The sequence below is a fragment of the Streptomyces sp. SID12488 genome (assembly GCF_010548275.1).
Lineage (GTDB): Bacteria > Actinomycetota > Actinomycetes > Streptomycetales > Streptomycetaceae > Streptomyces.
This window is the reverse complement of sequence record NZ_JAAGLT010000005.1, coordinates 183,325-210,268: the sequence shown is the minus strand read 5'-3', so window position 1 is coordinate 210,268 and position 26,944 is coordinate 183,325. Positions and strand designations below refer to the sequence as shown.

Annotated in this window: 22 protein-coding genes and 1 pseudogene; 18 read left to right on the top strand and 5 right to left on the bottom strand. The window is 70.3% G+C overall.

The genetic code is table 11. The annotated features are described in order from the left end of the window. Positions 1-145 precede the first annotated feature (145 nt). Positions 146-1,009: a hypothetical protein gene (locus G3I56_RS10865; RefSeq protein ID WP_164408696.1), complete on the bottom strand. Its 864-nt coding sequence runs from the start codon at positions 1,007-1,009 to the stop codon at positions 146-148. A 208-nt stretch (positions 1,010-1,217) separates the two neighbouring features. Between G3I56_RS10865 and G3I56_RS10860 the strand changes: the two genes are divergently transcribed. The 5 genes from G3I56_RS10860 to G3I56_RS10840 all read left to right on the top strand — a co-directional run bounded on the left by G3I56_RS10860 (position 1,218) and on the right by G3I56_RS10840 (position 7,325). Next, a complete protein-coding gene (locus G3I56_RS10860) occupies positions 1,218-2,411 on the top strand; it encodes an argininosuccinate synthase (RefSeq protein ID WP_164408695.1) in 1,194 nt (397 codons plus the stop codon). Positions 2,412-2,505: 94 nt separating this feature from the next. Continuing rightward, positions 2,506-3,942, top strand: coding sequence for an argininosuccinate lyase (gene argH / locus G3I56_RS10855; RefSeq protein ID WP_164408694.1), 1,437 nt, complete (start codon positions 2,506-2,508; stop codon positions 3,940-3,942). A 234-nt stretch (positions 3,943-4,176) separates the two neighbouring features. After that, positions 4,177-5,148, top strand: a complete 972-nt coding sequence (locus tag G3I56_RS10850) for an aldo/keto reductase (protein ID WP_164408693.1) — start codon at positions 4,177-4,179, stop codon at positions 5,146-5,148. 96 nt (positions 5,149-5,244) lie between these two features. Next, positions 5,245-5,796, top strand: coding sequence for a TetR/AcrR family transcriptional regulator (locus G3I56_RS10845; protein WP_239134816.1), 552 nt, complete (start codon positions 5,245-5,247; stop codon positions 5,794-5,796). Then, a complete protein-coding gene (locus G3I56_RS10840; RefSeq protein WP_164408691.1) occupies positions 5,793-7,325 on the top strand; it encodes an MFS transporter in 1,533 nt (510 codons plus the stop codon). Before G3I56_RS10845 ends, G3I56_RS10840 begins: the two co-directional genes overlap by 4 nt. 121 nt (positions 7,326-7,446) lie before the next feature. Here G3I56_RS10840 and G3I56_RS10835 read toward each other — a convergent pair whose 3' ends face one another. Then, complete coding sequence (locus G3I56_RS10835; protein ID WP_164408853.1) at positions 7,447-8,118, bottom strand: lysophospholipid acyltransferase family protein; 672 nt, start codon at positions 8,116-8,118, stop codon at positions 7,447-7,449. A 349-nt stretch (positions 8,119-8,467) separates the two neighbouring features. On the opposite strand from G3I56_RS10835, the gene G3I56_RS10830 reads away from it, so the two are divergent. From G3I56_RS10830 to G3I56_RS10820, 3 genes are all read left to right on the top strand, one after another. Beyond that, a complete protein-coding gene (locus tag G3I56_RS10830) occupies positions 8,468-9,676 on the top strand; it encodes a glycerophosphodiester phosphodiesterase (protein ID WP_164408690.1) in 1,209 nt (402 codons plus the stop codon). A gap of 130 nt (positions 9,677-9,806) precedes the next feature. Beyond that, the gene (locus tag G3I56_RS10825) at positions 9,807-10,313 is read left to right on the top strand and encodes a sigma-70 family RNA polymerase sigma factor (RefSeq protein ID WP_164408689.1); all 507 of its coding nucleotides are present in this window, start codon (positions 9,807-9,809) and stop codon (positions 10,311-10,313) included. A 45-nt stretch (positions 10,314-10,358) separates the two neighbouring features. Beyond that, positions 10,359-10,856, top strand: a complete 498-nt coding sequence (locus G3I56_RS10820) for a GNAT family N-acetyltransferase (protein ID WP_164408688.1) — start codon at positions 10,359-10,361, stop codon at positions 10,854-10,856. Between the two features lie 80 nt (positions 10,857-10,936). Here G3I56_RS10820 and G3I56_RS10815 read toward each other — a convergent pair whose 3' ends face one another. Together G3I56_RS10815 and G3I56_RS10810 are read right to left on the bottom strand one after the other, a co-directional pair. Beyond that, a complete protein-coding gene (locus G3I56_RS10815; RefSeq protein WP_203689626.1) occupies positions 10,937-11,377 on the bottom strand; it encodes a hypothetical protein in 441 nt (146 codons plus the stop codon). Further along, positions 11,358-11,717, bottom strand: coding sequence for a hypothetical protein (locus G3I56_RS10810; RefSeq protein ID WP_164408686.1), 360 nt, complete (start codon positions 11,715-11,717; stop codon positions 11,358-11,360). Before G3I56_RS10810 ends, G3I56_RS10815 begins: the two co-directional genes overlap by 20 nt. A 432-nt stretch (positions 11,718-12,149) precedes the next feature. On the opposite strand from G3I56_RS10810, the gene G3I56_RS10805 reads away from it, so the two are divergent. From G3I56_RS10805 to G3I56_RS43705, 10 genes and pseudogenes are all read left to right on the top strand, one after another. Next, positions 12,150-13,193, top strand: coding sequence for an ATP-binding cassette domain-containing protein (locus G3I56_RS10805; protein ID WP_164408685.1), 1,044 nt, complete (start codon positions 12,150-12,152; stop codon positions 13,191-13,193). After that, positions 13,190-13,951, top strand: coding sequence for a methionine ABC transporter permease (locus G3I56_RS10800; RefSeq protein WP_164408684.1), 762 nt, complete (start codon positions 13,190-13,192; stop codon positions 13,949-13,951). The genes G3I56_RS10805 and G3I56_RS10800 overlap by 4 nt, the downstream gene beginning before the upstream one ends. Positions 13,952-14,051: 100 nt before the next feature. Continuing rightward, complete coding sequence (locus G3I56_RS10795) at positions 14,052-14,879, top strand: MetQ/NlpA family ABC transporter substrate-binding protein (RefSeq protein ID WP_164408683.1); 828 nt, start codon at positions 14,052-14,054, stop codon at positions 14,877-14,879. Between the two features lie 179 nt (positions 14,880-15,058). After that, positions 15,059-15,697, top strand: a complete 639-nt coding sequence (locus G3I56_RS10790) for a GNAT family N-acetyltransferase (protein WP_164408682.1) — start codon at positions 15,059-15,061, stop codon at positions 15,695-15,697. Between the two features lie 139 nt (positions 15,698-15,836). Then, the gene (gene cbiE, locus G3I56_RS10785; protein ID WP_164408681.1) at positions 15,837-17,057 is read left to right on the top strand and encodes a precorrin-6y C5,15-methyltransferase (decarboxylating) subunit CbiE; all 1,221 of its coding nucleotides are present in this window, start codon (positions 15,837-15,839) and stop codon (positions 17,055-17,057) included. Between the two features lie 386 nt (positions 17,058-17,443). Then, complete coding sequence (gene cobT / locus G3I56_RS10780) at positions 17,444-21,073, top strand: nicotinate-nucleotide--dimethylbenzimidazole phosphoribosyltransferase (RefSeq protein ID WP_164408680.1); 3,630 nt, start codon at positions 17,444-17,446, stop codon at positions 21,071-21,073. Positions 21,074-21,262: 189 nt separating this feature from the next. Then, complete coding sequence (cobA, locus tag G3I56_RS10775) at positions 21,263-22,495, top strand: uroporphyrinogen-III C-methyltransferase (RefSeq protein WP_164408679.1); 1,233 nt, start codon at positions 21,263-21,265, stop codon at positions 22,493-22,495. Between the two features lie 65 nt (positions 22,496-22,560). Beyond that, on the top strand, positions 22,561-23,457 hold the full coding sequence (locus G3I56_RS10770; protein ID WP_164408678.1) for an RNA methyltransferase: 897 nt from the start codon (positions 22,561-22,563) through the stop codon (positions 23,455-23,457). 365 nt (positions 23,458-23,822) lie between these two features. Further along, entirely contained in the window at positions 23,823-25,115 is a 1,293-nt protein-coding gene (locus G3I56_RS10765; protein WP_203689622.1) for a DUF6716 putative glycosyltransferase, read from the top strand. A 62-nt stretch (positions 25,116-25,177) separates the two neighbouring features. Then, positions 25,178-25,371, top strand: a pseudogene (locus G3I56_RS43705) (TrmH family RNA methyltransferase); the annotation flags it as partial. 56 nt (positions 25,372-25,427) lie between these two features. Here G3I56_RS43705 and G3I56_RS10755 read toward each other — a convergent pair. Next, complete coding sequence (locus G3I56_RS10755; RefSeq protein ID WP_164408677.1) at positions 25,428-26,909, bottom strand: serine/threonine-protein kinase; 1,482 nt, start codon at positions 26,907-26,909, stop codon at positions 25,428-25,430. Positions 26,910-26,944: the final 35 nt, after the last annotated feature.

The following is a 26,944-nucleotide window of genomic DNA, read 5'->3' as shown; positions in this document are numbered from 1 at the left end:
CCGGGAAATTCGTTTGCCTGTCTAAGGGTTTTGCTGACGCGTCTGCGGCTGTGCCGCTACGGCGATACAGGGCTGCACAGGAATGCGCAGGCCCGCGGCCGCCCCGGCCGGCGTTTGCTTCGGGGCGGCCACAGTGCCTGTCACGTCACTTGGTGAACGTGCAGGGCGCCAGGGCGTCGAGGCCGACCGGCTTGGCGGCGGTGCGGCCGATGGCGGTGGCGATGCGGTTGATGGTCGCCACGCGCTTGTCCTTGAGCGGGCCGTTGATCGCGTTCTGGACGAAGTTGGCACCGCCCTGACCGACCGTGTTCACGAGCCGCGTGTTGGCCTCGGCGATCTGCGTGTTCAGCAGGGCGAGGTTGCGGGTGACCTCGGCCTGTGCCGACGCCGGGATCGCGGGCAGCTTCGAGGCCACGTCCGGGCAGCTGATGGTGCCGGCGCCGCCGTTGTTGCCCGCGTTGCCCGTGTTACCGGCATTACCCGTGTTGCCGGTGTTCCCCGCGTTACCGGTGTTGCCGCCCGCCTGCGGGGCCGCCGTCGCGGCAGGCGCTGCCACTCCGGCACCGTTGAGCGAGCAGGGCGCCAGGGCGTCGAGGCCGACCGGCTTGGCGGCGGTGCGGCCGATGGCGGTGGCGATGCGGTTGATGGTCGCCACGCGCTTGTCCTTGAGCGGACCGGTGATCGCGTTCTGGATGAAGTTGGGACCGCCCTGGCCCTGGGTGTCGACGATGCGCTTGTTGGCCTCGGCGATCTGGGTGTTCAGCAGGGCGAGGTTGCGGTCGACCTCGGCCTTCGCCGACGCGGGGATCGCGGGCAGTCTGTTCGCGACCGCCGGGCAGTTCACCGTCGGGACCGCGGCCTTGGTGGTCGCCTGCGTGGTGGTCTTGTTGCTGGAGGTTTCCCCGGCAAGGGCGGAGCCGGCGACGATCGCGCCGGACAGTGCCACTGCGGCGGCGCCGCCGATGATGCCCACACGACGCTTGTTGTACTTCGGAAGAGCCCTGGACATGCGGATGCCTCACTCGGGTCAGGGGGTGGCTGTGTGGTTCAACTCGTTTTACAGACGCGGCGCCTGCGTCTGGCGTGGAGTACGGGTAAGCGGTTTCGCGTGTTCAAAGGCTCGTCAAAGATCCGTAGAAAAGTTCCTGAGATTGACGAACCATGCAGAGTCCTGCATACTCATGCATGTCAGCGAATGCACTGTGAGGAGAAAACCCGTGACCGAGCGCGTCGTACTCGCCTACTCAGGCGGTCTGGACACCTCCGTCGCCATCGGCTGGATCGCCGAGGAGACGGGCGCCGAGGTCATCGCCGTTGCGGTCGACGTCGGCCAGGGTGGCGAGGACCTGGACGTCATCCGCAAGCGCGCGCTCGCCTGCGGTGCTGTCGAGGCCGAGGTCGCGGACGCGAAGGACGAGTTCGCCGAGGAGTACTGCCTCCCGGCGATCAAGGCCAACGCCCTCTACATGGACCGCTACCCGCTGGTCTCCGCCCTCTCCCGGCCGACGATCGTCAAGCACCTCGTCGCCGCCGCCCAGAAGCACGGCGCCACCACGGTCGCCCACGGCTGCACCGGCAAGGGCAACGACCAGGTGCGGTTCGAGGCCGGCATCGTCGCCCTCGCCCCCGACCTCAAGTGCATCGCCCCGGTCCGTGACTACGCGATGACCCGCGACAAGGCGATCGCCTTCTGCGAGGAGAAGCAGCTCCCGATCGCCACCACCAAGAAGTCCCCGTACTCCATCGACCAGAACGTCTTCGGGCGCGCGGTCGAGACGGGCTTCCTGGAGGACATCTGGAACGCCCCGATCGAGGACATCTACGAGTACACCTCGAACCCGGCCACCCCCCGCGAGGCCGACGAGGTGATCGTCTCCTTCAAGGAGGGCGTCCCGGTCGCCATCGACGGCAAGCCGGTCTCCGTCCTCCAGGCGATCCAGCAGCTGAACGAGCGGGCAGGTGCCCAGGGCATCGGCCGGATCGACATGGTCGAGGACCGTCTCGTCGGCATCAAGTCCCGTGAGGTGTACGAGGCTCCGGGCGCGATCGCCCTGATCACGGCCCACCAGGAGCTGGAGAACGTCACGGTCGAGCGTGAACTGGCCCGCTACAAGCGCCAGGTCGAGCAGCGCTGGGGCGAACTGGTCTACGACGGCCAGTGGTTCTCCCCGCTGAAGCGCGCCCTGGACGGCTTCATCAACGAGGCCAACCAGCACGTCAACGGCGATGTCCGGATGACTCTGCACGGCGGTCGCGCGGTCGTCACCGGCCGGCGCTCCGACACCGGGCTGTACGACTTCAACCTGGCCACGTACGACACGGGCGACACCTTCGACCAGGCCGCGGCCAAGGGCTTCATCGACATCTACAGCCTGTCGTCGAAGATCGCGGCCAAGCGCGACCAGGCGTAACCGATACCGTTGCTGCCGCCTCCTCTCCCGGTCCGGGTGGGGAGGCGGTGGCACATCCACCCCCTGCCTTCCCTGCCTTCGAGGAGCAACGCAAGTGAGCAGCAACAGCGGTGACGTACGGCTCTGGGGCGGCCGTTTCGCCGACGGTCCCGCCGAGGCCCTGGCCAAGCTGTCCGCGTCCGTCCACTTCGACTGGCGGCTCGCGCCCTACGACATCGCCGGATCGCGTGCCCACGCACGCGTGCTGCACAAGGCGGGCCTGCTCACGGACGACGAGCTGACACGCATGCTGGCCGGCCTCGATCAGCTCGAGGCGAACCTCGCCGACGGCACCCTCGTCCCCACGATGGCCGACGAGGACATCCACACGGCTCTGGAACGCGGCCTGTTGGAGATCCTCGGCCCCGACCTCGGCGGCAAGCTCCGCGCCGGCCGCTCACGCAACGACCAGGTCGCCACGCTCTTCCGCATGTACCTCAGGGACCACGCCCGTACGATCGGCGGTCTGATCGCCGACCTCCAGGACGCGTTGATCGGCCTCGCGGAGGCCCACCCGGACGTGGCGATGCCCGGCCGCACCCACCTCCAGCACGCCCAGCCGGTCCTGTTCGCCCACCACGTCCTGGCCCACGTCCAGCCCCTGTCGCGGGACGCGGAGCGGCTGCGCCAGTGGGACGAGCGCACCGCGGTCTCCCCGTACGGCTCGGGCGCGCTGGCCGGTTCGTCTCTCGGCCTGGACCCGGAGTCGGTCGCCAGGGACCTCGGCTTCGAGCACGGCAGCGTGGGCAACTCGATCGACGGCACGGCCTCGCGGGACTTCGTCGCCGAGTTCGCCTTCATCACGGCGATGATCGGGATCAACCTCTCCCGGATCGCCGAGGAGATCATCATCTGGAACACGAAGGAGTTCTCCTTCGTGACGCTGCACGACGCCTTCTCCACGGGCTCGTCGATCATGCCGCAGAAGAAGAACCCGGACATCGCGGAGCTGGCGCGCGGCAAGAGCGGCCGTCTGATCGGCAACCTGACGGGCCTCCTGGCCACCCTCAAGGCCCTGCCCCTCGCCTACAACCGCGACCTCCAGGAGGACAAGGAGCCGGTCTTCGACTCCTGCGACCAGCTGGAGGTCCTGCTCCCCGCCTTCACCGGCATGATGGCCACGCTCACCGTCCACCGCGAGCGCATGGAGGAACTGGCCCCGGCCGGCTTCTCCCTCGCCACCGACATCGCCGAGTGGCTGGTCAAGCAGGGCGTCCCCTTCCGGGTCGCCCACGAGGTCGCCGGCGAGTGTGTGAAGGCCGCCGAGGCGGACGGGGTCGAGCTGGACGGCCTTACCGACGACCAGTTCGCGAAGATCAGTGCCCACCTCACCCCCGAGGTCCGCACGGTCCTGAACGTCCACGGCGCCCTGGCCTCCCGCAACGGCAGGGGCGGCACAGCCCCGAGCGCGGTGGCGGTCCAACTGGCAGAGGTGAAGGCGAACGTGGCAGCCCAGCACGAATGGGCCCTGAAGGGCCGCAGGCCCCTTTAGGGGCGCGGGGAACTGCGCGACAAGCCACAACCGAACCCGCACTCGCCAACGCACCTCACAAACCGAGCTCCGAGGCGCAAGGGGGGCCGAAGGGGCACAGCCCCTGAAGGATGGGACGGGTAGGGGCGGCGGGGGCGAAAACATCACGGCGCCCCCACGCGACAGCCCCCGCGAAGGTCATCGCGGGCTACGTTGGTCGGAAACCGTACCGGACCCGACCGAACGGAACCCGCGATGCCCTTCACCCGACTGGCCACAGCGACAACCCCCACCTGCCACCTCGGACTCGGCCTCGCCGCAGTCGGCCGCCCCGGCTACATCAACCTCGGCCGCGACGACGACCTCGGAGACAACCGCAGCGTCGAAGCCCTCCGTACCCGCACCCACGAACTCCTGGACGCCGCCCACGCCCAGGGAGTGCGCTATTTCGACGTCGCCCGCTCATACGGCCGCTCAGAGGAATTCCTCGCCGACTGGCTGCACGCGCGCCCCGACATCGACGACGTCGTCATCGGTAGCAAGTGGGGCTACACATACACCGCCGGCTGGACCACCGACGCCGAGCGGCACGAGGTCAAGGACCACAGCCTCCAGACGTACGAGCGTCAGCGCGCCGAAACCGATCAACTGCTCGGCGCCCGCCTGGACCTTTACCAGATCCACTCGCTGACCCCTGACAGCCCGGCCCTGTCGGACAAGGAACTCCACGCCCGTCTCGCCGAGGCCGCCGCGGAGGGCCTGACCGTCGGCTTCTCCACCAGCGGCCCGGCCCAGGCCGACACCGTCCGCGCCGCCCTCGCTGTCACGGTCGACGGCGAGCCCCTCTTCCGTACCGTCCAGTCGACGTACAACGTCCTGGAGACCTCCGCCGGCCCCGCGCTGGCCGAGGCCCACGACGCCGGACTGACGGTGATCGTCAAGGAGGGCATGGCCAACGGCCGTCTCGCCGCCGGACAGACGCCGGACGGCGTACGGGCGATCGCCGAGGAGACGGGCCTCGGCGCGGACGCCGTCGCCCTCGCGGTGGTGCTGCGCCAGCCCTGGGCGGGGGTCGTGCTGTCCGGCGCGGCCACGGCGGGCCAGCTCGCCTCGAATCTGCACGCGGCGGTCGTCGACCTCGACGAGGACCACCTGTCGCGCCTGGCCGCGCTGGTGGAGGAGCCGCGCGCCTACTGGGAGCGGCGCGGGCAGCTGCCCTGGCACTGAGGCCCTTTCCTGAGTGAGTAACTTTTGAACGAGTACCTCTGATACGCGCACGCCTTCAATGAGACACTAATGTCTCACATGGGTTACTGTTGTCTCATGGCCGTCGACCGTGAACACGTGCTGCGCAGCGCAGCCGCCCTCCTCGCCCGGAAATCCACGTCCACCATGGACGAGGTCGCCAAGGCGGCCGGAATCAGCCGGGCCACGCTGCACCGCCTCTTCGCCGGGCGGGACGCACTCGTACGGGCTCTCGAAGAGCTCGGCATCGAGGAGTGCGAGTCGGCTCTGACGGCCGCGCGGCTCGGCGACGGCACTGCCCAGGAGGCCGTGCGCCGCCTGGTGCGGGACCTCGAACCCGCCGCCGGACTTCTCGCGTTCCTCTACACCGAGAACCAGCTGTTCGAGGGCGAGGAGCAGCACGCGGGCTGGGCCCGGATCGACACCGCCATCGCCGCCCTGTTCCGGCGCGGCCAGCAGGGCGGCGAGTTCCGCATCGACCTCACCCCGGCGTGGCTCACCGAGGCGCTCTACGGGCTCATGGCCTCCGGCGCCTGGGCCGTGAGTGAGGGCCGGGTCGCCGCCAAGGACTTCAACCACATGATCGTCGAGCTGTTGCTCGGCGGCGCGCTACGGAGAGAGGAATCATGACCAGCACCCTGCAGCCGGCCAACGCGACGGAGGAAGGGAGGCGTCCGGGCCGCTGGCTCGCGCTGTCCGTCCTCGTGCTGGCCGTGCTGCTGGTGGCAGTCGACGCGACCGTTCTCGGTCTCGCGACCCCCTACATCAGCGAGGACCTGAAGCCGTCCGGCACCCAGTTGCTGTGGATAGGCGACGTCTACTCGTTCGTCATCGCGGGCCTGCTCGTCTCCATGGGCAGCCTCGGCGACCGCATCGGCCGCAAGCGGCTGCTGCTCATCGGCGCGACCGCGTTCGGCGCGGTGTCCGTGCTCAACGCCTACGCGACGACACCGGAGTTGCTGATCCTGGCGCGGGCCCTGCTCGGTGTCGCGGGCGCGACCCTGATGCCGGCCACGCTCGCCCTGATCCGCAACCTCTTCCACGACCCGCGCGAACGCAGTCTCGCCATCGGCATCTGGGGCGCGACCGCCTCAGCCGGTACCGCGGTCGGCCCGGTCGTCGGCGGCTTCCTGCTCGAACACTTCTGGTGGGGCTCGGTCTTCCTGATCAACCTGCCCGTGATGGTCGTCCTCGTCCTCGTCGGCATCAAGCTGCTGCCCGAGTCGCGCAACCCGGCGCCGGGCCCGTGGGATCTGCGAAGCGTCGTCCTGTCGCTCGTCGGCATGATCGGCATCGTGTACGGCATCAAGGAGGCGGCGTCACACGGCTTCTCGTGGCCGGCGCTGGGCGCGGCAGCCCTGGGCGGCGCGGCTCTCTACGGCTTCGTACGCCGTCAACTCACGCTCCCCATCCCCCTCCTGGACATGCGGCTGTTCCGCGACCGGGGGTTCAGTGGGGCCGTACTCGCCGACCTGCTGACCATCCTCGGACTGTCCGGGCTGGTGTTCTTCCTCTCGCAGTATCTGCAACTGGTGCAGGTCCGGGGGCCGTTGGAGGCGGGCCTCGCCGAACTGCCCGCGGCGATCGGCGCGGTGGTGGCGGGTCTGCTCGCCGGTGCGGCGGCCCGGCGTTACTCGGTACGGGCCGTGGTCTCGGGCGGCCTCGCGGCCATCGGCCTGGCCCTGGCGGCGCTCACCCTGGTCGACCAGTCGACCGGCTATCCGCTGCTCGGCACCGCGCTGCTGGTCGTGGGTGTCGGCGCGGGCCTCTCGTTCACCGTGACGTCCGACGTCATTCTGGGCAGCGTTCCCAAGGAACAGGCGGGTGCCGCAGCGGCGGTGTCGGAGACGGCGTACGAACTGGGCGCCGCCCTCGGTATCGCCCTGCTCGGGTCGATCGTCACCGGCGTCTACCGAGACTTCGACGCTCCGACGGGCACCCCGCCCGAGGCCCACGAATCACTGGGCGGCGCGGTGGAAACTGCGGCGGGCCTGCCGACGCACACTGCCGAGGCCCTGCTGAACGCGGCCCGCGAGGCGTTCACAGACGGAATCGCCCTGGCCGCGGGCGCGGGCGCGGTGGTCCTCCTGGCAGCGGCGGGCGCGGCCTGGGTACTGCTGAAGGGACAACGGCTGGAGGGCCGGGGCGACCACCCCTGACGGGACCTGATCACACCGGGTGCGCCTTTTAGGGGCGCGGGGCTGTATCTGTCTGCGGCTCCGCCGCGGGGCGCGACAGGCCACAACGAACCCGCACCCGACGACGAACCCCTCAACACCCCTACGCGGCCTTCGCCTTCGTCGCGTACATGTCCACGTACTCCTGCCCGGACAACAGCATGACCTCGGTCATCACCGAGTCGGTCACGGCCCGCAGCACATACCGGTCCCGGTCCATCCCCTCGTACCGGGAGAACTCCATCGCCTCACCGAACCGCACCGTCACCCGCCCCGGCCGCGGCATCCCGGCCCCGCCCGGCTGCAACTTGTCCGTGCCGATCATCGCGAACGGCACGACAGGCGCGCCCGTCATCAGGGTCAGCCGGGCGATGCCGGTGCGGCCCCGGTAGAGGCGGCCGTCGGGGGAGCGCGTGCCCTCGGGGTAGATCCCGAACATGCGGCCCTCCTCCAGCACCCGGCGGCCGGTCATCAGCGCCGCGACACCGCCGTTGGCCCCGTCCCGGTCGACCGGGATCATGCCGACGCCGGTGAAGAACCAGGCCATGAGGCGGCCCTTGAACCCCTTGCCGGTGACGTACTCGTCCTTGCCGATGAGCACGACCTGCCGGTCGCAGACCAGCGGAAGGACCATCGAGTCGATGAACGTGAGGTGGTTGCCGGCCAGGATCACAGGGCCGTCCCCGGGGATGTGCTCCATGCCCTCCACCCGTGGGCGGAACATCAGGCGCATGATCGGTCCGAGCAGTGCCTTGATGAGCGCGAAGCGGGACAACGGGCCCTCCGGTGTCAAGGGATTCGGTATAAGTCTGTGCAGGTGAGGACGATACTCGCGCGTCGGGGGGTAACGCACATCGGGTTCACCGACTGCTTACGTACTGTTGACCCGCGTTTACCTGCGGTGGCGCGGTGTTGCGGGCATGTGACGGTCCGCCACGAATGTGACGGAGATCGCGCGAGTCGTCCAGGACACACCGACCACGTACCCACCGCGCCCGAGTCGATGCGGACATCCAGCGTGATCCGCGTGTTCCGCCCAAGGTCTCCCTGTCGACATGTACACGCACCTACGATCGGTCCGTTTGGACAGATGGACGGATGACGGTGCAGCAGGAGAGGCGCTCATGGGCACGCTGGAGTCGAACGGACATGCGCAGGGGGAGTCGGCGGGCACAGGGCGGCGGACGCTGCTCGGAGCCGCGATGCTGGGCGCGGGCGGCGCGGTCCTCGGGCTGCCCGGCGCGGCGAGCGCAGACGCCCAGGTCGCCGGCCAGGACGCGCACCGGGACCAGAAGCACGGAGGCGGTGGCTTGAAGAGCCTGCCCGTACCGACGATCATCGGCCACCGGGGTGCCAGCGGCTACCGCCCGGAGCACACCTTCGGGTCGTACCAACTCGCCCTCGACCTGGGCGCGGACATCGTCGAGGCCGGTGACCTGGTCCCCACCAAGGACGGCCACATCGTCTGCCGCCATGAACCCGAGATCGGCGGGACGACCAACGTCGCCGACCACCCCGAGTTCGCGAGCCGCAGGACCACCAAGGTCCTGGACGGCGTCTCCCTCACCGGCTGGTTCACCGAGGACTTCACGCTCGCCGAGCTGAAGACGCTGCGCGCGATCGAGCGCATTCCGGCCAACCGCCCGCACAACACCCTCTATGACGGCCGCTGGGAGATCCCCACCTTCGAAGAGGTCCTCCGCTGGCAGGACGAGCAGACCCGCAAGCGCGGCAAGCAGGTCTGGATCTACCCCGAGACCAAGCACCCCACCTACTTCCGTGCCCTCGGCCTGGGCCTGGAGGAGCGGGTCGCGAAGCTGCTGCGCAAGCACGGCAAGGACAGGAAGAACTCGCCGGTCATCCTCCAGTCCTTCGAGCCGACCAGCATCCAGCGACTGAACCGGCTGGTGGGCAACCCGCTCGTCGTCCTTCTCTCGGCCGCGAACACCCGCCCCTGGGACTTCGTGACGACCGGCGACCCCCGTACGGTGGCCGACCTGATCAAGCCGGCCGGTCTCAAGGAGATCGCCTCGTACGCGCAGGGCATCGGCCCGACCCTCGACCTGGTCATCCCGAAGGACGCGGCGGGCGCGCTCACCTCACCGACCACCCTGGTCGCGGACGCGCACAAGGCAGGCCTGATCCTGCACCCGTACACCATGCGCAACGAGAACCCCTTCCTGCCGGCGAACTTCCGCAAGGGCACGGATGCGGACGCCTACGGAGACGCCTTCGGGGCGTACCGGACGTACTTCGCGACGGGCATCGACGGCGTCTTCACGGACAACGCGGACACGGGCGTCCTGGCCCGCGCGGACTTCCTGAACGACTGAGACAACCAGGCCGACCGGGCCGACCGGTAGGGCTGGCAGGCCTCGTCAACGGCTGAACGCCCGGCCCCGGTTGGGGTGACAACCGGCCGCTCCGGCAACCTCCCGCCGGGGCGGTCGCGTCGTGCCGCATATGACCCACGACTTGGTTTCCGACCTGAGCCCCCTGCTCGCCGCCGAGGCCTCGGCGGAGGCATATGCCTACGGCGCCGAACCGGGCGACCTGGAACAGGCCGTCTGGCTCCGCCTCCTGGAGCGCCTCGACTCCGACGGGCCGCCGGCCGACCCGCAGAACTGGCTCCGCCGGGCCGTCCGCTCCGAAGCCCGCCGCAACCGCCGTACCGCCCGCATCGAACGGCCCTACGGCGACCAGCCCGCGGCCGACGAGCGGCCGGGTCCCGAGCAGCTCGCCCTGACCGCCGCCCGGCACCGCGCCCTGCGTGACGCGGTACGCAGGCTGCCCGGCCGCTGTCCGAGCCTGCTGGAGGCGCTGCTGTCACCGAAGGACCTCACCTACCGGGAAATCGCGGGGGAGTTGGGTATCTCACAGGGGAGTCTTGGTCCGGAACGTTCCAGATGCCTGGGATGTCTCCGTCGTTTGCTGACGCCGGAGGTTGCGGCCCGCGAAGCACGGGGATAGGAGTGAGGACATACGACTGAGCAGGTGAGCGGGAGGCGTGCACACATGGGCATGAGCGTGACCATCTCCGTGGCGACAGAACGGGACGCCGAACAGATCTTCCGGCTGCAGTACCTGTGCTTCCAGAGCGAGGCCGCTCTGTACGGCAACTACCGGATCGATCCGCTCGTCCAGACCCTGGACTCCGTGCGGGAGGAAGTCGGCACGGACTGCGTCTTCGTCGCCCGGCTGGGCGAGGAGGTGGTCGGCTCGGTGCGCGGCACGCCGAACCCCGACGGCACGGCGTCCATCGGCAAGCTCTGCGTCCACCCGCGCCTCCAGGGCCACGGCATCGGCGCCCGCCTCCTGCGCGCGGCCGAGTCGGCGCTCGCGGAGGAACGCGGCGCCAAGAGGTTCCGCCTCAGCACGGGCCACCGCAGCGACAAGGGGCTGCGCCTGTACCGCCGCGTCGGCTACGAAACGGTGGGCACGGACAAGGGCACCGACGGCGTACCGATGATCGTCCTGGAAAAGCCGGCGGGGACGTACGCGGCAACTGCGTAACAAGGGTTCAGAGGAGCGCCCCAGAGGGGCGCGGGGAACTGCGCGACCAGCCACAAGTGGCCTGCGGTCGCGCAACAACCTCAGCCGACTTCCCCCTGAGGCGCACGCGCGTGGCGCAACCAGTACATGGCAGAGATGGGCAGCAGTACCGGAATGAACAGGTACCCCATCCCATAGTCGGACCACACGGTCGAGTCGGGAAACGCGGACGGCTCGACCAGGGTCCAGGTGCCCACGACCAACACCCCGACAAGCTCCCCGGCACAACAGGCCAGCGCAGCGCGCCGCGCCGTCTCGCCACCCCGCACCAGCGAGTACGTGATGAACCCGTACACCACACCGGCGACAGCCGACAGCGAGTAGGCGAGCGGCGCATGCCCGAACTCGGTGGAGATCTGCACGGCGGACCGCGACACCGCGCCGACGACCATCACGCCGTACAGCCAGACCAGCAGCATCCCCGGCCCGCCGATGAGCCGTGTCTTCTCGGCCGTGGCCATCTCACCCTCCCCAGATGTCATAGAGCCGTACTTCCAGCACGGCCAGCACCACACCGCCGGCGGCAACCGTCACCGAGCCCCAACGGGTGCGCTCCGCCAGCGACATGAACCCCGTCACCGGTACGCACGCCACCGCGCCCAGCAGATACGCCACGAAGATCGTCGTCCCCTGCTCCGGCTTCTCGCCCCGTGCGAGCTGGACGATGCCGACCACCAGTTGGACCACGGTGAGCAGGGTCACCACGCCCATGCCGATGAAGTGCCAGTCCTTGGTGGGCTGATCTCGAGAGGCGGCCCAGCCGCACCAGGCGGCGAGCGCGAGAGCGGCGACGGCGGTCGCGACCGTCAGGGCATCAAGCATGCCGGAACCCTATTACGGCGCAAAATGCCTGGTGCGGTCGGCCCCTTGGGGGCGCGCCTCGAGATCTCCGCCGGGAAGCGGGCTTGTCCGGAATATGGACAGACATGAGACAGGCATTCTTGGCCGCACCCATACGTCTGCTTTACTGATCGCATGACCACGACGAGCAGCCGCACCCCTGCGACCGAGGCGACCATGACGCCCGGTGCTCGTTGTACGTGTCGAATGTGCGCCTTCTAGAGGGCCCTCGCACCACTCCCTGAGCCTCGCGCCCCGAAGCGAGCCGCCGTGGCATGTCCGTGCGCCGCAGCCGTATGACTCCTCCGACTCATACACAGGCACGCGCGTACGTGACCGACCCGCGCCGCGCACATCCTCTTCCCGCGTCCGGGCACACCCACGCCCGCGCACTCGACAGTGACGGAAACCCCTGTGATCACCACGTCCGGCCTCACGAAGGTCTACCGCTCGCGCGGTCGTGAAGTCACCGCCCTCGACGGCGTCGACCTGCACGTCCGCGAAGGCGAGGTCTACGGCGTCATCGGCCGGTCCGGCGCCGGCAAGTCCTCGCTCATCCGCTGCGTCAACCTCCTGGAACGCCCCACCACCGGCACGGTCACCGTCGACGGCCAGGACCTCACCGCCCTGGCCGGGCGCGGACCCAGGGCGGGCCGGGAACTGCGCCGGGCGCGCAGCCGTATCGGCATGGTCTTCCAGCACTTCAACCTGCTCTCCACCCGCACCGTTCAGGACAACGTCGCGCTGCCGCTCGAAATCCTCGGCACGTCGGGCAGGGAGCGGTCCCGCAAGGCGCTGGAGCTGCTCGACCTCGTCGGCCTCTCCGACAAGGCCAAGGCCTATCCGGCACAGCTCTCCGGGGGCCAGAAGCAGCGCGTCGGCATCGCCCGCGCCCTGGCAGGTGACCCCAAGGTGCTGCTCTCCGACGAGGCCACCAGCGCCCTCGACCCGGAGACCACGCGCTCCATCCTCCAGTTGCTGCGCGACCTGAACCGGCAGTTGGGGCTCACCGTGCTGCTCATCACGCACGAGATGGACGTCGTCAAGTCCATCTGCGACTCGGCGGCCCTCATGGAGAACGGGCGGATCACCGAGTCCGGCACCGTCAGTGAGCTGCTAGCCACCCCCGGCTCCGAATTGTCCGCCGCGCTCTTCCCGGTCGGCGACGACGCCTCCGGGGACGACCGCACGGTCATCGACGTCACCTTCCACGGGGACGCGACCGGCCGGCCCGTCATCTCGCAGCTCTCGCGCACGTACAACATCGACATCTCGATACTCGGCGCCGCGATGGACACCGTCGCAGGCAGACAGGTCGGCCGGATGCGCATCGCGCTGCCGGGCGGTTACGAGGAGAACGTCGTGCCGGTCGGCTTCCTGCGCGAGCAGGGTCTGCAGATCGATGTCGTCGAGCGGGCGGACCACGAGTCCGTGCTGGTGAAGGACGGTGCCAAGTGACCTGGTCCGAAATGCGGCCCCTGCTGGAGCAGGCGTGTTGGGACACCCTCTACATGGTCGGCTGGTCCACGCTGATCGCCGTCGTCGCCGGGCTTCCGCTGGGCATCCTGCTGGTCCTGACCGACCGCGGCGGGCTCCTCCAGAACGTCCTCGCCAACAAGGTCATCGGACAGGTCGTGAACGTCGCCCGCTCGATGCCGTTCATCATCCTGATGGTCGCGCTGATGGGCTTCACGCGGGCCGTCGTCGGCACGACGATCGGTCGTGAGGCCGCCATCGTGCCGCTCGCCATCGGCGCGATCCCGTTCTTCGCCCGCCTCGTCGAGACAGCTGTCCGCGAAGTGGACCACGGGCTCGTCGAAGCCGTGCAGGCCATGGGCGGCAACACCTGGACAGTCGTCCGCAGGGTCCTCGTACCGGAATCCCTGCCCTCGCTGATCTCGTCGGCGACCACGACCGTCGTCGCCCTCATCGGCTACTCCGCGATGGCCGGCACGGTCGGTGCGGGCGGTCTCGGCGACATCGCCATCCGCTACGGCTACCAGCGCTTCGAGACCGGCCTGATGTGGATCACCGTGGCGATCCTCGCTGTCGTCATCTCGGTCATCCAGTTCGCCGGCGATCTCGCGGCCCGCAGGCTGCACCGGCGCGGCGGCGGTTCCGGTCCCGCGCCCGCGTTCCGGCTGCTGAAGGCGAGGCCCAAGGCGAGCTCGGCGACCGGGGAATCCGCTGCCGCGGACGTCGGCAAGGCTGCCTGAGAGCCGCCGAACACCCCCTCTGCCCCCTCCCACCCACCCGCGGATTTCCCCGTACCACCCATCACGGGGACAGTCACACCCCATTGGAAAGGCACTTTTCGTGCGTAACGCCATAAAGTTCACCGCCGCCGCCCTCGCCACCGGAGCCCTCACCCTGGGTCTCACCGCGTGCGGCTCGGAGAAGGACTCCGCCTCCGACACCAGCCGCCCACTGGTCGTCGGTGCGAGCACCGTCCCGCACGCCGAGATCCTCACCTACATCAAGGACAACCTGGCCAAGAAGGCGGGACTCGACCTGGACGTCACGGGGTTCACCGACTACACAACGCTGAACCCGGCGACCGAGGACGGGTCCGTGGACGCCAACTACTTCCAGAACCAGCCGTACCTCGACGAGTTCAACCAGAAGAACGGCACCGACATCGTGCCGGTCGTCACCGTGCACCTGGAGCCGCTCGGCCTCTACTCGAAGAAGCTGAAGTCGGCCGACGAGCTGAAGAGCGGCGCCACCATCGCCGTCCCGAACGACACGGTCAACGAAGCGCGGGCCCTCAAGCTCCTCGACGCGGGCGGGATCATCACCCTCAAGGATGGCGTGGGCAACGACGCGACCCCCAAGGACATCACCGAGAACCCCAAGAACATCGAGTTCAAGGAGCTGGAGGCGGCCCAGACCCCGCGCTCCCTGGACGACGTCGACGCCGCGGTGATCAACGGCAACTACGCCCTCGAAGCCGACCTCTCGCCCGCGAAGGACGCCCTCGTCTCGGAGTCCCCCAAGGACAACCCGTACGGCAACTTCCTCGCCGTGAAGAAGGGCAACGAGGACGACCCCCGGGTCGCGAAGCTGGCGAAGCTGCTCACCTCCGCCGAGGTCAGGAAGTTCATCGAGGACAAGTACGACGGCTCCGTGATCCCCTCCTTCTGATCCCCCTTCTGGTCCGGCCGCCGTTCGGTACCCGCCACCTCGGTACGTACCGACACGTACGGGGTCCGCTCCCTCACCGGGTGTGGACCCCGTGATGCGGCTGTGGCGGCGCATGCTGCATGCTGGGCAGTTCATCAGGCCTTGCATGTTCGAAGGTTTCGAAGGTTACGGAGTGGCGCATGACGAGCACCTTCCCCAACATCTCCATCAGCACGGAGCGGTTGGTACTGCGCCCCCTCGACGAGGACGACATCCCCGCGCTGGCCGAGATGATGAACGATGAACAGGTTGCCGCCTGGACCGACGTCCCCCAGCCCTTCACCGAGGACGCGGCCCACACCTGGATCACCGAGTACGCGCCCGCCGAACGCACCGGGGGCCGTGGCCTCGACTTCGCCGTCACCGAGTTCCTCACCCAACGCCTCGTCGGCATCGTCCAGTTGTCCAAGACGGACTGGCACATCCGCTCCACCGAGCTGTCGTACATCATCGCCCCCTGGGCGCGCGGCGAGGGCTATGCCTCGGAGGCCGCGCTCGCCACCTCCCAATGGGTGCTCGGCGACCAGAAGTTCGAGCGCGTCGAACTGCGCACGGCCGCCGACAACACCGCCTCCCAGCAGGTCGCCCAGAAGATCGGCTGCATCAGCGAGGGCGTCCTGCGAAGCGCCTGCATAGCCCACGTCCGTACCGCGGACGGCACCTGGACCGACGTACGCACCGACTTCATCGTCTGGAGCCTGCTCCCCGAGGACCTCGAAGGAGCCGACGAGGAACTGGCCGACACCGGCGGTTTCACGTCGTACTCGGACTGGAACTGAACCGAGGGTTACGCGGCCGGACACCACGGGAACACCCGATACCCTCACGGAGCACCGATACGGCCGACTCCGTAGGGGATGCCCCCAAGTTCCCCCAGTTGCCCGACGACCACGCCGAACCCTCTGGAGACTGACGACGATGGCCGACCGGGTCACGGTGATCGGCTGGGACGGCTCACCCCTGAGCGCCTCGGCACGCGCCTCCCTCGGCGCCGCCACGCTGGTGGCCGGCTCGGCCCACCACCTCGCTCTCCCTGAAGTGCCTCCGGCCGCCGAACGCGTCCGCCTCGGCAGCGTAGGCCTCGCGGCCCCCCGTATCGCGGGCCATCGCGGCACAGCCGTCGTCCTCGCCGACGGAGATCCCGGCTTCTTCGGTGTCGTACGCACCCTGCGCAACCCCGAGTTCGGGCTCGAGGTCGAGGTCGTCCCCGCAGTGTCCTCGGTGGCCACCGCCTTCGCCCGCGCCGGAATGCCCTGGGACGACGCCCAGATCGTCGTCGCCCACCGCCGCACCCTGCGCCGCGCGGTCAACGTGTGCCGTGCCCACACCAAGGTCGCCGTCCTCACCTCACCGGGCGCGGGCCCCGCCGAACTCGGCCTGCTCCTCGACGGAGTCCACCGCACCTTCGTCATCTGCGAGGAACTGGGCACCGCGCGCGAGAAGATCTCGATCCTCACCTCCGACAAGGCCGCCGACCGCGCCTGGCGCGATCCCAACGTCGTCATCGTCATGGGCGGCCCGGTCGCCGTCGGCGGCGACAGCGACTGGATCGCCGGCCGCGACCCGGCGGCCGGTCCCCGCGGCTGGGCCCTGCCCACCGAGGCGTACGGGCACGGCTCGACCGGGTACGCCGAAGGCGAGACGGAACTGCTGCGGGCCGCCCAACTCGCCCGCCTGGGACCGCGCGTGGGCGACCTCGTCTGGGACATCGGCTGTGGCAGCGGAGCCTTCGCCACCGACGCGGCCCGCAGCGGCGCCGCCGTCATCGCCGTCGACCGGAACGTGGACGCCTGCGCCCGCACCGACTTCGCCGCCCGCCGCTTCGGTGTCCAGCTCCAGATCGTGCGCGGCGAGGCCCCGCACGTCCTGGAGGACCTCCCCGAGCCCGACGTCGTCCGTGTCGGCGGCGGGGGAGCGGCGGTGGTCTCCGCGGTCGCAGACCGGCGCCCGCAGCGCATCGTGACGCACGCGGCGACCCGCGACGCGGCCGAACTCGTCGGCCGCGACCTGACCGAGCACGGCTACCAGGTCGAGTGCGCCCTCCTCCAGTCCGTCGAGCTCGACATCCGGGCCTGGACGGAGAAGGAGCGGAGCGTCGCGTTCCTGCTCAGCGGAGTGCTGCCCGACCGTGCCACCTGACGCCGGTTGCAGTCCCGTGATCCTGTTGTCGTACTGCGCGCGGTAGGCTGGCCGACCGTTGCACTGCACTCGGTGGCCCGGCACTTCGTAGCCCAATGTCCGGAAAACGCGCCCGTTTTGGGGTGAGTGTGGTACGGCGGAGCCGTTGGGGCGCGCAACGTGGCGCAGTCCACAGCGGTCCGTGGCGGATCAAGGTGCCGCTACGGCGGAACGACCGCAAGAATGCCAGTTGATGGCGACAATGCCAGTTAGTGGCTTTGTCGTCTTTCTGGGACGGGTCGTTCGTGCCGCTGGGCGCGCATGCTCGTTCTTCACTACGGGGCGATCGGTGAGCCGTTACGGGTGAGCTGGTCGTAGAAGCACTAACCGATGGGCGAGGGGTACGCATGACCGACACCGGCCAGGTCCCGGCCGAGGGGCTGCCGGAGAACGCAGGCATGGTGGAACAGCCGGGCGTTCCCACGCACGGTGCGTACACCTACCTCTCCGAGACCACCGCCGAGGACGAAGACCTGCTGCTGCTCCCGGGCGCCCAGAGCGCTTGGGGCAACGAGGTCGCTCCACCCGTCCCGGCGCCCGTCGTCGAGGCCGTGCACGAGCCCGGCCCGCACGAGACCGGTGGCCGCGACAGCGGCTCGGTCGACCTGAGCGCCGTCCGGCTGGCGACCCAGACCGCCGTCGCCCAGGCGTCGGCGCCGATCGCGCCCCGCCGCCCGCTGCACCTCGGCCCGCCGACCCCCGACGCCTCCGCGAGCCCGGTCCGCTCCCTCGCCGACCGCGGCCCGGCGGGCATGACCGCACCGGTACGCCAGTTCGGCGCGCCCGCGCAGGCCCCCGGCCCCGAATACCTCGACGCGCCCCCTCTGCTCGCCGATGCGGCCCCGCAGAGCGCGGCTCCCTGGGGCGCCCAGGCCCCGGCCCGGACAGCGGTACAGGCCGCGCCGGCCCCGCCGCTGGTGAGCGAGACGACCCACCCTGCGGAAACGGTTGCTCCACTTCTGCTGGAGACCCCGACCCCGACCCCGGAACCGGAACCGGAACCGGCGCCCGAGACGGTCGAGGTCCCGGAGCCGTCGGAGCCCGAGCCGGCGCTCCAGGAATCGCCCCCGGAAGCCTCGTACGAGGAGCCGGAGGACGCCTACGAGACGACCGAGCCCGTCGCCCCCTCAGCGGTTCACCCGCCGGAGAACGCGTACGCCTTCGAGGTCCCCGAGATCCCGGACCCCGCCGTGGCGCTCCCCGCAGTCGGGGGCCCCGAGGCCGGCGCCGCCTTCCCGGCGCCCCCCATGACCATCGAGGTGGCGCAGGCACCGCAGGAGTCCGAGGCCGCTGTGACGCAGCCCGAGGACGACCTGATCGTCGTAGCGGAGGCCGAACCCGGATTTCCGGCGGCGGAACCCGTACTGGCCGCGCCGGTCCTACCGGAAGAGCCGGTCGTACCGGAAGAGCCGGTCGTACCGGAAGAGCAGCTCGTGCCGGACGTCCTGACGGCGCCGGAGGCTCAGTTCGCCCCCGAGGCCTACGAGGAGACCGTCGCGCAGACGGTCCCGCAGGCCGCCCCCGAGAGCGACCCGCAGATGGTGGACCCCGGCGCCCAGGCCGAGGCTCCGGGTGTCCCCGTAGGGGAGTTCCCGACTCCGCCCGCCGAGGAGGAGTCCCCGGTTGTCCACCTGGCAGACCCGGCGTCCCAGCAGACGGACACGTCCGCCCAGGTGACCGAGGTCGCCCCGCTCGCGGAACCCCTGTACGAGGCCGTACCTGCGGAGGCGCCCGCCCCGGAAGCCGTTGTCACCGCAACCTCCTTCGCCGAGCAGTACGCGGAGCCCGCCGAGGAAACCGCCCCGTTCGCCGAGCCGGCCGACCAGCCCCACCTGCAGACCGAGCCACCGTTCGTCGAGCCGGTGGGCGAGTTCGTCCCGGTGGACGATGCGGTGCTCCCCACCCCGTACTTGACCTCGACGCCCCCGCACGCGCTCGTCCTCCCCCCGGAGGAGGAACCCGCGCCCGCACCGGTACTCGCCCTCGAGACTCCGCAACCGGAGCCGGAAGCGGCGGAAACCGAGGACCCGGCTCTCCAGGAGGCGGAACCGACCCCCGAACCTGTGGCGGCGGCCCCGGCCGAGGAGTTCGAACCAGACCTCGCCCCTGACCTCGATGCCCTACAGGTGGCACAGCAGGCGGAGGACCTGGACACGAGGGCCGCCGACCAGGAAGACCAGGAAGACCAGGAAGAGGGCGACGAGAGCACGGCGCCGGCGGAGGACGTACGACGACAGTCCACCGGCCCCGCCGCCCCGGGTTACGACGACGCCGAGCGCGAGGCCGTGCTCAAGGTGATGCGTGAGCGCCGGGACATCCGCAACGGCTTTCGCAGCGACCCGATCCCGCACGACGTACTGCTGCGCGTGCTGGAGGCGGCCCACACGGCGCCGTCCGTCGGCCACTCGCAGCCCTGGGACTTCGTCGTGATCCGCTCGGCGGAGACACGCGGCACGATGCACGAACTGGCCGCGCGGCAGCGGGAGGCGTACGCCAGGTCGCTGCCCAAGGGCCGGGCGAAGCAGTTCAAGGAACTGAAGATCGAGGCCATCCTCGACACCCCGGTGAACATCGTCGTCACCGCCGACCCGACCCGCGGCGGCCGGCACACCCTCGGCCGGCACACCCAGCCGCAGATGGCCCCCTACTCCTCCGCGCTCGCGGTCGAGAACCTGTGGCTCGCCGCCCGCGCCGAGGGCCTCGGTGTCGGCTGGGTCAGCTTCTTCGACGAGCGCGAGATGGTCCGCGCGCTGGGTCTGCCCGAGCACCTGGAGGTCGTGGCCTACCTCTGCGTCGGCTACGTCGACGAGTTCCCGGAGGAGCCCGAACTGCTGCAGGCGGGCTGGTCCAAGCGCCGCCCGCTGTCCTGGGTCGTGCACGAGGAGACGTACGGCCGTCGCGCGCTGCCCGGTGAGGAGCCGCACGACCTGCTCGCCGAGACCGTCGCCAACATCCGCCCGCTGGACGCCAAAGCGCTCGGCGAGGCGTGGGAGCGCCAGAAGCGCATGACGAAGCCGGCGGGCGCGCTCGGCATGCTGGAGATCATCTCCGCGCAACTGTCCGGGCTGTCCCGGATGTGCCCGCCCCCGATCCCCGAGCCGGCGGCGGTCGCGATCTTCGCGGGCGACCACGGAGTGCACGCCCAGGGCGTCACCCCCTGGCCGCAGGAGGTGACGGCCCAGATGGTCGCCAACTTCCTCGGCGGCGGCGCGGTCTGCAACGCCTTCGCGAACCAGGTGGGCGCCGAGGTCTGCGTCATCGACGTGGGCGTCGCCTCGGACCTGCCCGCCACCCCCGGCCTGCTGCCGCGCAAGATCCGCGCGGGCACGTCCGACATGACGACCGGCCCCGCGATGACCCGCGAGGAGGCCAAGGCGGCCATCGAGGTGGGCATCGAGACGGCCCGCGACCTGGTGGCGGCCGGCAACAAGGCCCTGCTCACGGGTGAGATGGGCATCGCGAACACCACGGCGTCGGCGGCCCTGATCTCGGTCTTCACGGACACGGACCCCGCCGAGGTCACGGGCCGTGGCACCGGCATCAACGACGAGACCCTCGCCCGCAAGACCGAGGTCGTCCGCCGTGCCATCGACTTCCACCAGCCGGACCCGACCGACCCGATCGGCGTGCTGGCGGCGATCGGCGGCTTCGAACACGCGGCCATCGTCGGCCTGCTCCTCGGCGGTGCCTCACTCCGTACGCCGGTGATCCTGGACGGTGTCAGCGCCGGCGCCGCCGCCCTGGTGGCCCGCGCCATCGCCCCCGAGGTCCTGGCCGCGTGCATCGCGGGCCACCGCAGCGCGGAACCGGGTCACGTGGCGGCCCTGAACAAGCTGGGCCTGCGCCCCCTGATCGACCTGGACCTCCGCCTGGGCGAGGGCACGGGCGCACTCCTGGCCCTGCCGTTGGTCCAGAGCACAGCAAGGGCGATGCACGAGGTGGCGACGTTCGACTCGGCGGGAGTAACGGAGAAGTAGCCGCGCGCCGGCCCGTTCCTTCCCGAAGGCCCCGGCTTCGGGAAGGAACGGGCCGGGGGCTCGGGGAAGAGAAACCCCTGCCCCGAGCCCCCACCCCACCCGCGCCGTAAAATGCGCACGTCAGGACCCGTGCCCGAGGCAACACACAGGGCTCCGATCAGAACCACCGCACGAGGGAGCCGCACCCCCATGGCCGAACACCCCGCCTACCCCGTAGGCCTCCGCCTCACCGGCCGCCGAGTGGTGGTCCTGGGCGCCGGCCAGGTGGCCCAGCGCCGCCTGCCCGCCCTCATCGCGGCGGGCGCGGACATCCTCCTCGTATCGCCGGAGGCAACCCCCTCCGTGGAGGCGATGGCGGACGCGGGCGAACTCACCTGGGAGCGCCGCCCCTACGCGGCAGGCGACCTGGCGGACGCCTGGTACGCCCTGATCGCGACCAGCGACGCGCAGGCCAACGCCCAGGCCTCCGCCGAGGCCGAACGCCACCGCGTCTGGTGCGTCCGCTCCGACGACGCCGACGCGGCGACGGCCTGGACCCCGGCCACCGGCCACAGCGAGGGCGTCACGGTCGCCGTCCTCACCACGGACGCCAAGGGCCGCGACCCCCGCCACACCGCCGCCATCCGGGACGCGGTCGTCGAGGGCCTGCGCGACGGCACACTCGTCGCGCCCCACCACCGCACCCGCGCCCCCGGCGTCGCCCTGGTCGGCGGCGGCCCCGGCGACCCGGACCTGATCACGGTCCGGGGCCGCCGCCTGCTCGCCGAGGCGGACGTGGTCATCGCGGACCGGCTCGGCCCGCGCGACCTCCTCGCCGAACTGCCCCCGCACGTCGAGGTGATCGACGCCGCGAAGATCCCGTACGGCCGCTACATGGCCCAGGAGGCCATCAACAACGCGCTGATCGAACACGCGAAGCTGGGCAAGCGGGTCGTACGGCTCAAGGGCGGCGACCCGTACGTCTACGGGCGGGGCATGGAGGAGGTCCAGGCGCTGGCCGAGGCGGGCATCGCCTGCACGGTCGTCCCCGGCATCTCCAGCTCGATCTCGGTCCCGGGCGCGGCCGGTATCCCGGTCACGCACCGCGGGGTCGCCCACGAGTTCACGGTGGTCAGCGGCCATGTCGCCCCCGACGACGAACGCTCCCTGGTCGACTGGCCGTCCCTCGCGAAGCTGACCGGCACGCTCGTCGTCCTCATGGGCGTCGACAAGATCGGCCGGATCGCGGAGACCCTGGTCGCGCACGGCAAGTCCCCGGACACGCCGGTCGCCCTGGTCCAGGAGGGCACGACCGCGGCCCAGCGGCGTGTAGACGCGACCCTCGCGACGGTCGCCGAGACGGTCCGTACGCAGGACGTGAAGCCCCCTGCGGTGATCGTGATCGGCGCGGTCGTGAACGTAGGCCCGACGACATTGCTGTAACCCCGGGTAACACAATCCGTTCCCAGCCGTTGGCACCGCACCCAGGACAAGGCAGTATCACCCCTGTGGCCGATCTCATCACCGTCGAGGACCCCGACGACCCGCGTCTGCGCGACTACACGGGACTGACCGACGTCGAACTGCGCCGCAAACGCGAGCCCGCGGAGGGCCTGTTCATCGCCGAGGGCGAGAAGGTCATCAGACGGGCCAAGGACGCCGGTTACGAGATGCGTTCGATGCTCCTGTCCGCGAAGTGGGTCGACGTCATGCGCGACGTCATCGACGAACTCCCGGCGCCGGTGTACGCGGTGAGCCCAGAGCTCGCCGAACGTGTCACCGGCTACCACGTGCACCGTGGCGCCCTCGCCTCCATGCAGCGCAAACCGCTCCCGACGGCGGACGAACTCCTGCAGACCGCGCGCCGGACGGTGGTCATGGAGTCGGTCAACGACCACACCGACATCGGCGCGATGTTCGCTTCGGGTCCGCAGGATGACGCAGGTCAGCGGATCGCGATCTTCGAGGGTTTCGTTGATCATGCGAATCTTGGGGCTGCGTTCCGTAGCGCCGCCGCTCTGGGTATCAGGGGCATCCTGCTGTCGCCGGACTGTGCGGATCCCTTGTACCGGCGTGCGATCAAGGTGTCGATGGGTGCTGTCTTCTCGGTTCCCTATGCGCGGTTCGACGCGTGGCCGGCGGGGCTCGATCTCGTGCGTGAGGCCGGGTTCGACATCCTGGCCATGACCCCGGACGAGAAGGCGACTCCGCTGGACAGGCTGGATCCGAAGTATTTCGAGAGGTGCGCCATCATGCTGGGGTCGGAGGGGCATGGGCTGTCCACGTTCGCTCTTCGGGCCGCGGATGAGTGGGTGCGCATTCCCATGTCCGCCGGGATCGACTCTCTCAACGTGGCGGCTGCTTCTGCCGTCGCGTTCTACGCGACTCGGTCAAGGCCCGCCTGACCGGAGGCCCGACGTCCGTTCGTGTGCCGTCCGTGAGTGTTGGCGGGTAGCCCTGCACATGTCGTGAGGCCGCCCGAACGCACCACGGACCTCGGCGAACAGCTCACCCCCGTCCTGTGCCGCCAGGGAGTCTTCCGGCACTACCTCCCCCGGGACCGGCGGACGGTTCTGTCGCGTTCGGAAGGGTCCGTACGACCAGAGCGACAGGATGCGCACCGGCGGCCCCGGGTGATGAAGGACGTTCAAGGACGTTCGAGGACCACGTGTTCACAGGAGATTCCTCGGAACTCCTCATCGGACACCCACGCTCCGCTTCTAGCCTCGGCTCACCCTGCCGCACCAACTTCAGAAAAGGGCGCTGAGCCATGCCTCCCAAACGCATCGCCGTACTAGCCGACTCGGACACGAGATGGAAGTGGGGGGCGTCGGTGGCCCGCGAGATCGCCCCCGGGCATGCTCTCGACGCGTTCTTCCTGCGCGGCCGTTCGTGCCCGACGGAGCGGCAGCTCGCCGAGATCGGCATCGTCCCCGACACCCAGCGTGAGGTGTCCGCCGTCGAACTCGTCGACGACGAGCAGCTGGCCGACGCCGACATCGTGGTGATGGCAATCGCCGGCGGCACGATTCTCACGCTCACGCACAGCCTGGGTCTGGCGTGGGAGGGGCTGGAGCAGCGCCCGATCACTGTCACCGGCTATGTCGGGGTCGTCTACGAGAAGATGGTCGACGGCCTGATGACGAGAGCGGGGACGGATGTCGTCCTCGCCAACTCCGCCTACGACGCCCGGCGTTTCCGCTCCGCGTTCGCGAGTGTGGGGGTCGACCCGGAGTCGGTCGTGGAGTGCGCACTGCCCTTCCTCGGCGGCGAGCCCTACCGGCCGTCCGACGACCGGCCGTTCACCCTCACCTTCGCCGTCCAGCCGTCCGTGCCGAAGGGGCGCGAGTCCCGACTTCGGCTCCTGGAGCGGGTCGCCGCACATGCCCGCCGCCACCCGGACCGGCTGGTGCTGCTCAAGCTGCGAAGTCTGCCCGGAGAGCGGACCACCCACGTCGAAGCCAACCCCTACCAGGTGCTCATCGACAACCTGGCCGAGCCCGCCCCCGCCAACCTCCAGCTGGTCTACGGCAACATGGGTGAGGTCCTCGACCGCACCGACCTGCTGGTCACCGTCAGTTCGACGGCCGCCCTGGAGTCGATGCACCGCAGGATTCCGACGGCGATCCTCACCGACTTCGGCGTCCGCGAGGCTCACGGCAACCACTACTTCGTGCACTCCGGCTGCCTGGCCTCCTGGGACGAGATCGACGCCGGCGCCCTGCCCCAGCCCGACCCGAAGTGGGTGACCGCGCAGGGCATCGGCAAGACCGACCCGTACGCGACCGCCCGCGCCCGCCTCGCCGTCCTGCGCGCCGACAGACCGCTGCCACCGCTGCGGCCGCACTACACGCTGCAGCGCGCCGGGTTCTACCTGGGCGACCTGCTGCAGCGCCATGGAATCGACGAGAAGGGCCGCCCGCTGCCCACTGCGCTGGGGACCGCCGGTCCCGGTTCGCTGAAGAGTGCCGTACGCCGGGTCACCGGGCGGGGGGCCAAGAAGTTGTACCGCATCGGATCCCGGCGGGTTGCCCCCACGCTGCGCAGGTGGGGGGCCGTGTGAGCGTTATTGTGCCGGCCGTCGTCGGGTGCGGATCCTCCGAAGTGACGGTCGAGATCAAGTAGACCCTCGACGAGACGGCCCCGCACAAGATGCACCGCGTCGCCTGGATCCTGGGTGCGGAGGGCGACAGCTCTCCACCCAGGCCCTGGGGACGGCCGACGAACACATCCGCATCCCGATGGCCCACGGCGTCGACTCCCTCGATGTGGGCGCGGCGGCAACGGTCACCCTCTACGTGGTGGCGACGAGCCGCCCCACCCCTGTGCCGAGTCAGCCCGAGTCGACGACCAGAACCTCAGGTCCCGGCGGACGTCAGTCGCTGTTCGCGTCCGAGCTCGACCGAGGCCGGGGCGGAGCGGGTGCCAACGACCCGGCACCACCACCGGGCTTGTCGTCCGGCCGCACCTGCTCCTGCCGCTGCTGTTGTTCCTGCCCGCCTGCGCCACGACCACTGTCGTCCCCGAGCCCACGGCTGGGGCCCTGGCATCCCTGAGCCGCCGCGATCCCGAGGGCCACCAGCAGCGTCACCACGACGAACACGAACAACCGCTGCCGCAGGAGCCGCGGATTGGCGGGCCGCCGCCCGGTGCCCGTGCCACGCGGCGCCGGACGCCCGGTGCCACTGCGCGGACCGGGACGGTTCGTGTTCCGCGCCCCGGGAACCGGCCGTGCCCCGGAACGCGGCGACGCGGCACCACCGCGCGAGGCCCCGCCACCCCGCGACGGACTTTCCCCCCGAGAAGCACCGCTGCCACCCCGCGACGGCACGCCGCCGCGCGACCCGGACGCCCCCGAGGCCGGCCCCTGCGGACGCCGCTGGGACTGTGACGGGGAAGGGGACTGCGAGTGGGGCTGGGTCTGGGAGTGATAGGGGGGCCGCTGGTCCGGATAGCTCTCGGTGAGCCGTCCCGTCGGCCGCTCCGCCTCGGCCGCATGCGGCCCGGGCGGCCGTGAGTCCGCCATGCCCTGCGCCTCGCGCGCCGCGATCTCCTTGAGCCGCAGCGACAGTTGGAGCGTGCTCGGACGCTCCTCCGGATCCTTCGCCAGACACGCCCGTACGAGGGGTGCCAGCGCGTCCGGAACGCCCTGCAGGTGGGCCTCCTCGTGGACCACCCGGTACAGCATCACCTCGGAACTGCCGTGCCCGAAGGGCGAGTCGGCCATCGAGGCGTACGCGAGAGTGGCGCCGAGCGAGAACACGTCCGTGGCCGGCGTGACCGCCGCGCCGCGCACCTGTTCGGGTGCGAGGAAGCCGGGCGAGCCGACCGCCGTACCGACGTGGGTGAGTGTCGAGGCCCCGGTCGCCCAGGCGATGCCGAAGTCGATGATCCGCGGCCCCTTGGGGGACAGCAGGATGTTGGACGGCTTCAGGTCCCGGTGCACGACACCGGCCTCGTGCACCGCGACCAGCCCCTCGGCGAGGGCGGCGCCGATGGAGGCGACGTCTGCCGCACTGAGCGATCCCTCGTCCATGACCTTGTCGTGCAGGGAGGGCCCCGGCACGTACTGCGTGGCGAACCACGGCCGGTCCGCGTCCAGATCCGCGGCGACGAGCCGCGCGGTGCACCCGCCCCTGATCCGCCGGGCCGCCGAGACCTCGCGCGCGAACCGGGAACGGAACTCCTGATCCTCCGCCAGATCGGGCCGGATCACCTTCAGCGCGACGCGCTGCCCCCGCTTGTCGGAGCCCAGGTAGACGACGCCCATGCCGCCCGCGCCGAGCCGTCTGTGAAGCCTGAACGAGCCGACGACGCGCGGGTCCTCGCGCCTCAGGCGCATCATCGCCATGTTCATCCCCGCTGCCCGGTCCGTTTGACGAGCGACAGCTT

Coding starts and splice junctions, on each gene's coding strand:
- G3I56_RS10865 (WP_164408696.1), bottom strand. CDS start 1,009: ATGTCCAGGGCTCTTCCGAAGTACAACAAGCGTCGTGTGGGCATCATC.
- G3I56_RS10850 (WP_164408693.1), top strand. CDS start 4,177: ATGCCCTTCACCCGACTGGCCACAGCGACAACCCCCACCTGCCACCTC.
- G3I56_RS10845 (WP_239134816.1), top strand. CDS start 5,245: ATGGCCGTCGACCGTGAACACGTGCTGCGCAGCGCAGCCGCCCTCCTC.
- G3I56_RS10840 (WP_164408691.1), top strand. CDS start 5,793: ATGACCAGCACCCTGCAGCCGGCCAACGCGACGGAGGAAGGGAGGCGT.
- G3I56_RS10830 (WP_164408690.1), top strand. CDS start 8,468: ATGGGCACGCTGGAGTCGAACGGACATGCGCAGGGGGAGTCGGCGGGC.
- G3I56_RS10825 (WP_164408689.1), top strand. CDS start 9,807: ATGACCCACGACTTGGTTTCCGACCTGAGCCCCCTGCTCGCCGCCGAG.
- G3I56_RS10820 (WP_164408688.1), top strand. CDS start 10,359: ATGGGCATGAGCGTGACCATCTCCGTGGCGACAGAACGGGACGCCGAA.
- G3I56_RS10815 (WP_203689626.1), bottom strand. CDS start 11,377: ATGACATCTGGGGAGGGTGAGATGGCCACGGCCGAGAAGACACGGCTC.
- G3I56_RS10810 (WP_164408686.1), bottom strand. CDS start 11,717: ATGCTTGATGCCCTGACGGTCGCGACCGCCGTCGCCGCTCTCGCGCTC.
- G3I56_RS10790 (WP_164408682.1), top strand. CDS start 15,059: ATGACGAGCACCTTCCCCAACATCTCCATCAGCACGGAGCGGTTGGTA.
- cbiE (WP_164408681.1), top strand. CDS start 15,837: ATGGCCGACCGGGTCACGGTGATCGGCTGGGACGGCTCACCCCTGAGC.
- cobT (WP_164408680.1), top strand. CDS start 17,444: ATGACCGACACCGGCCAGGTCCCGGCCGAGGGGCTGCCGGAGAACGCA.
- cobA (WP_164408679.1), top strand. CDS start 21,263: ATGGCCGAACACCCCGCCTACCCCGTAGGCCTCCGCCTCACCGGCCGC.
- G3I56_RS10765 (WP_203689622.1), top strand. CDS start 23,823: ATGCCTCCCAAACGCATCGCCGTACTAGCCGACTCGGACACGAGATGG.
- G3I56_RS10755 (WP_164408677.1), bottom strand. CDS start 26,909: ATGAACATGGCGATGATGCGCCTGAGGCGCGAGGACCCGCGCGTCGTC.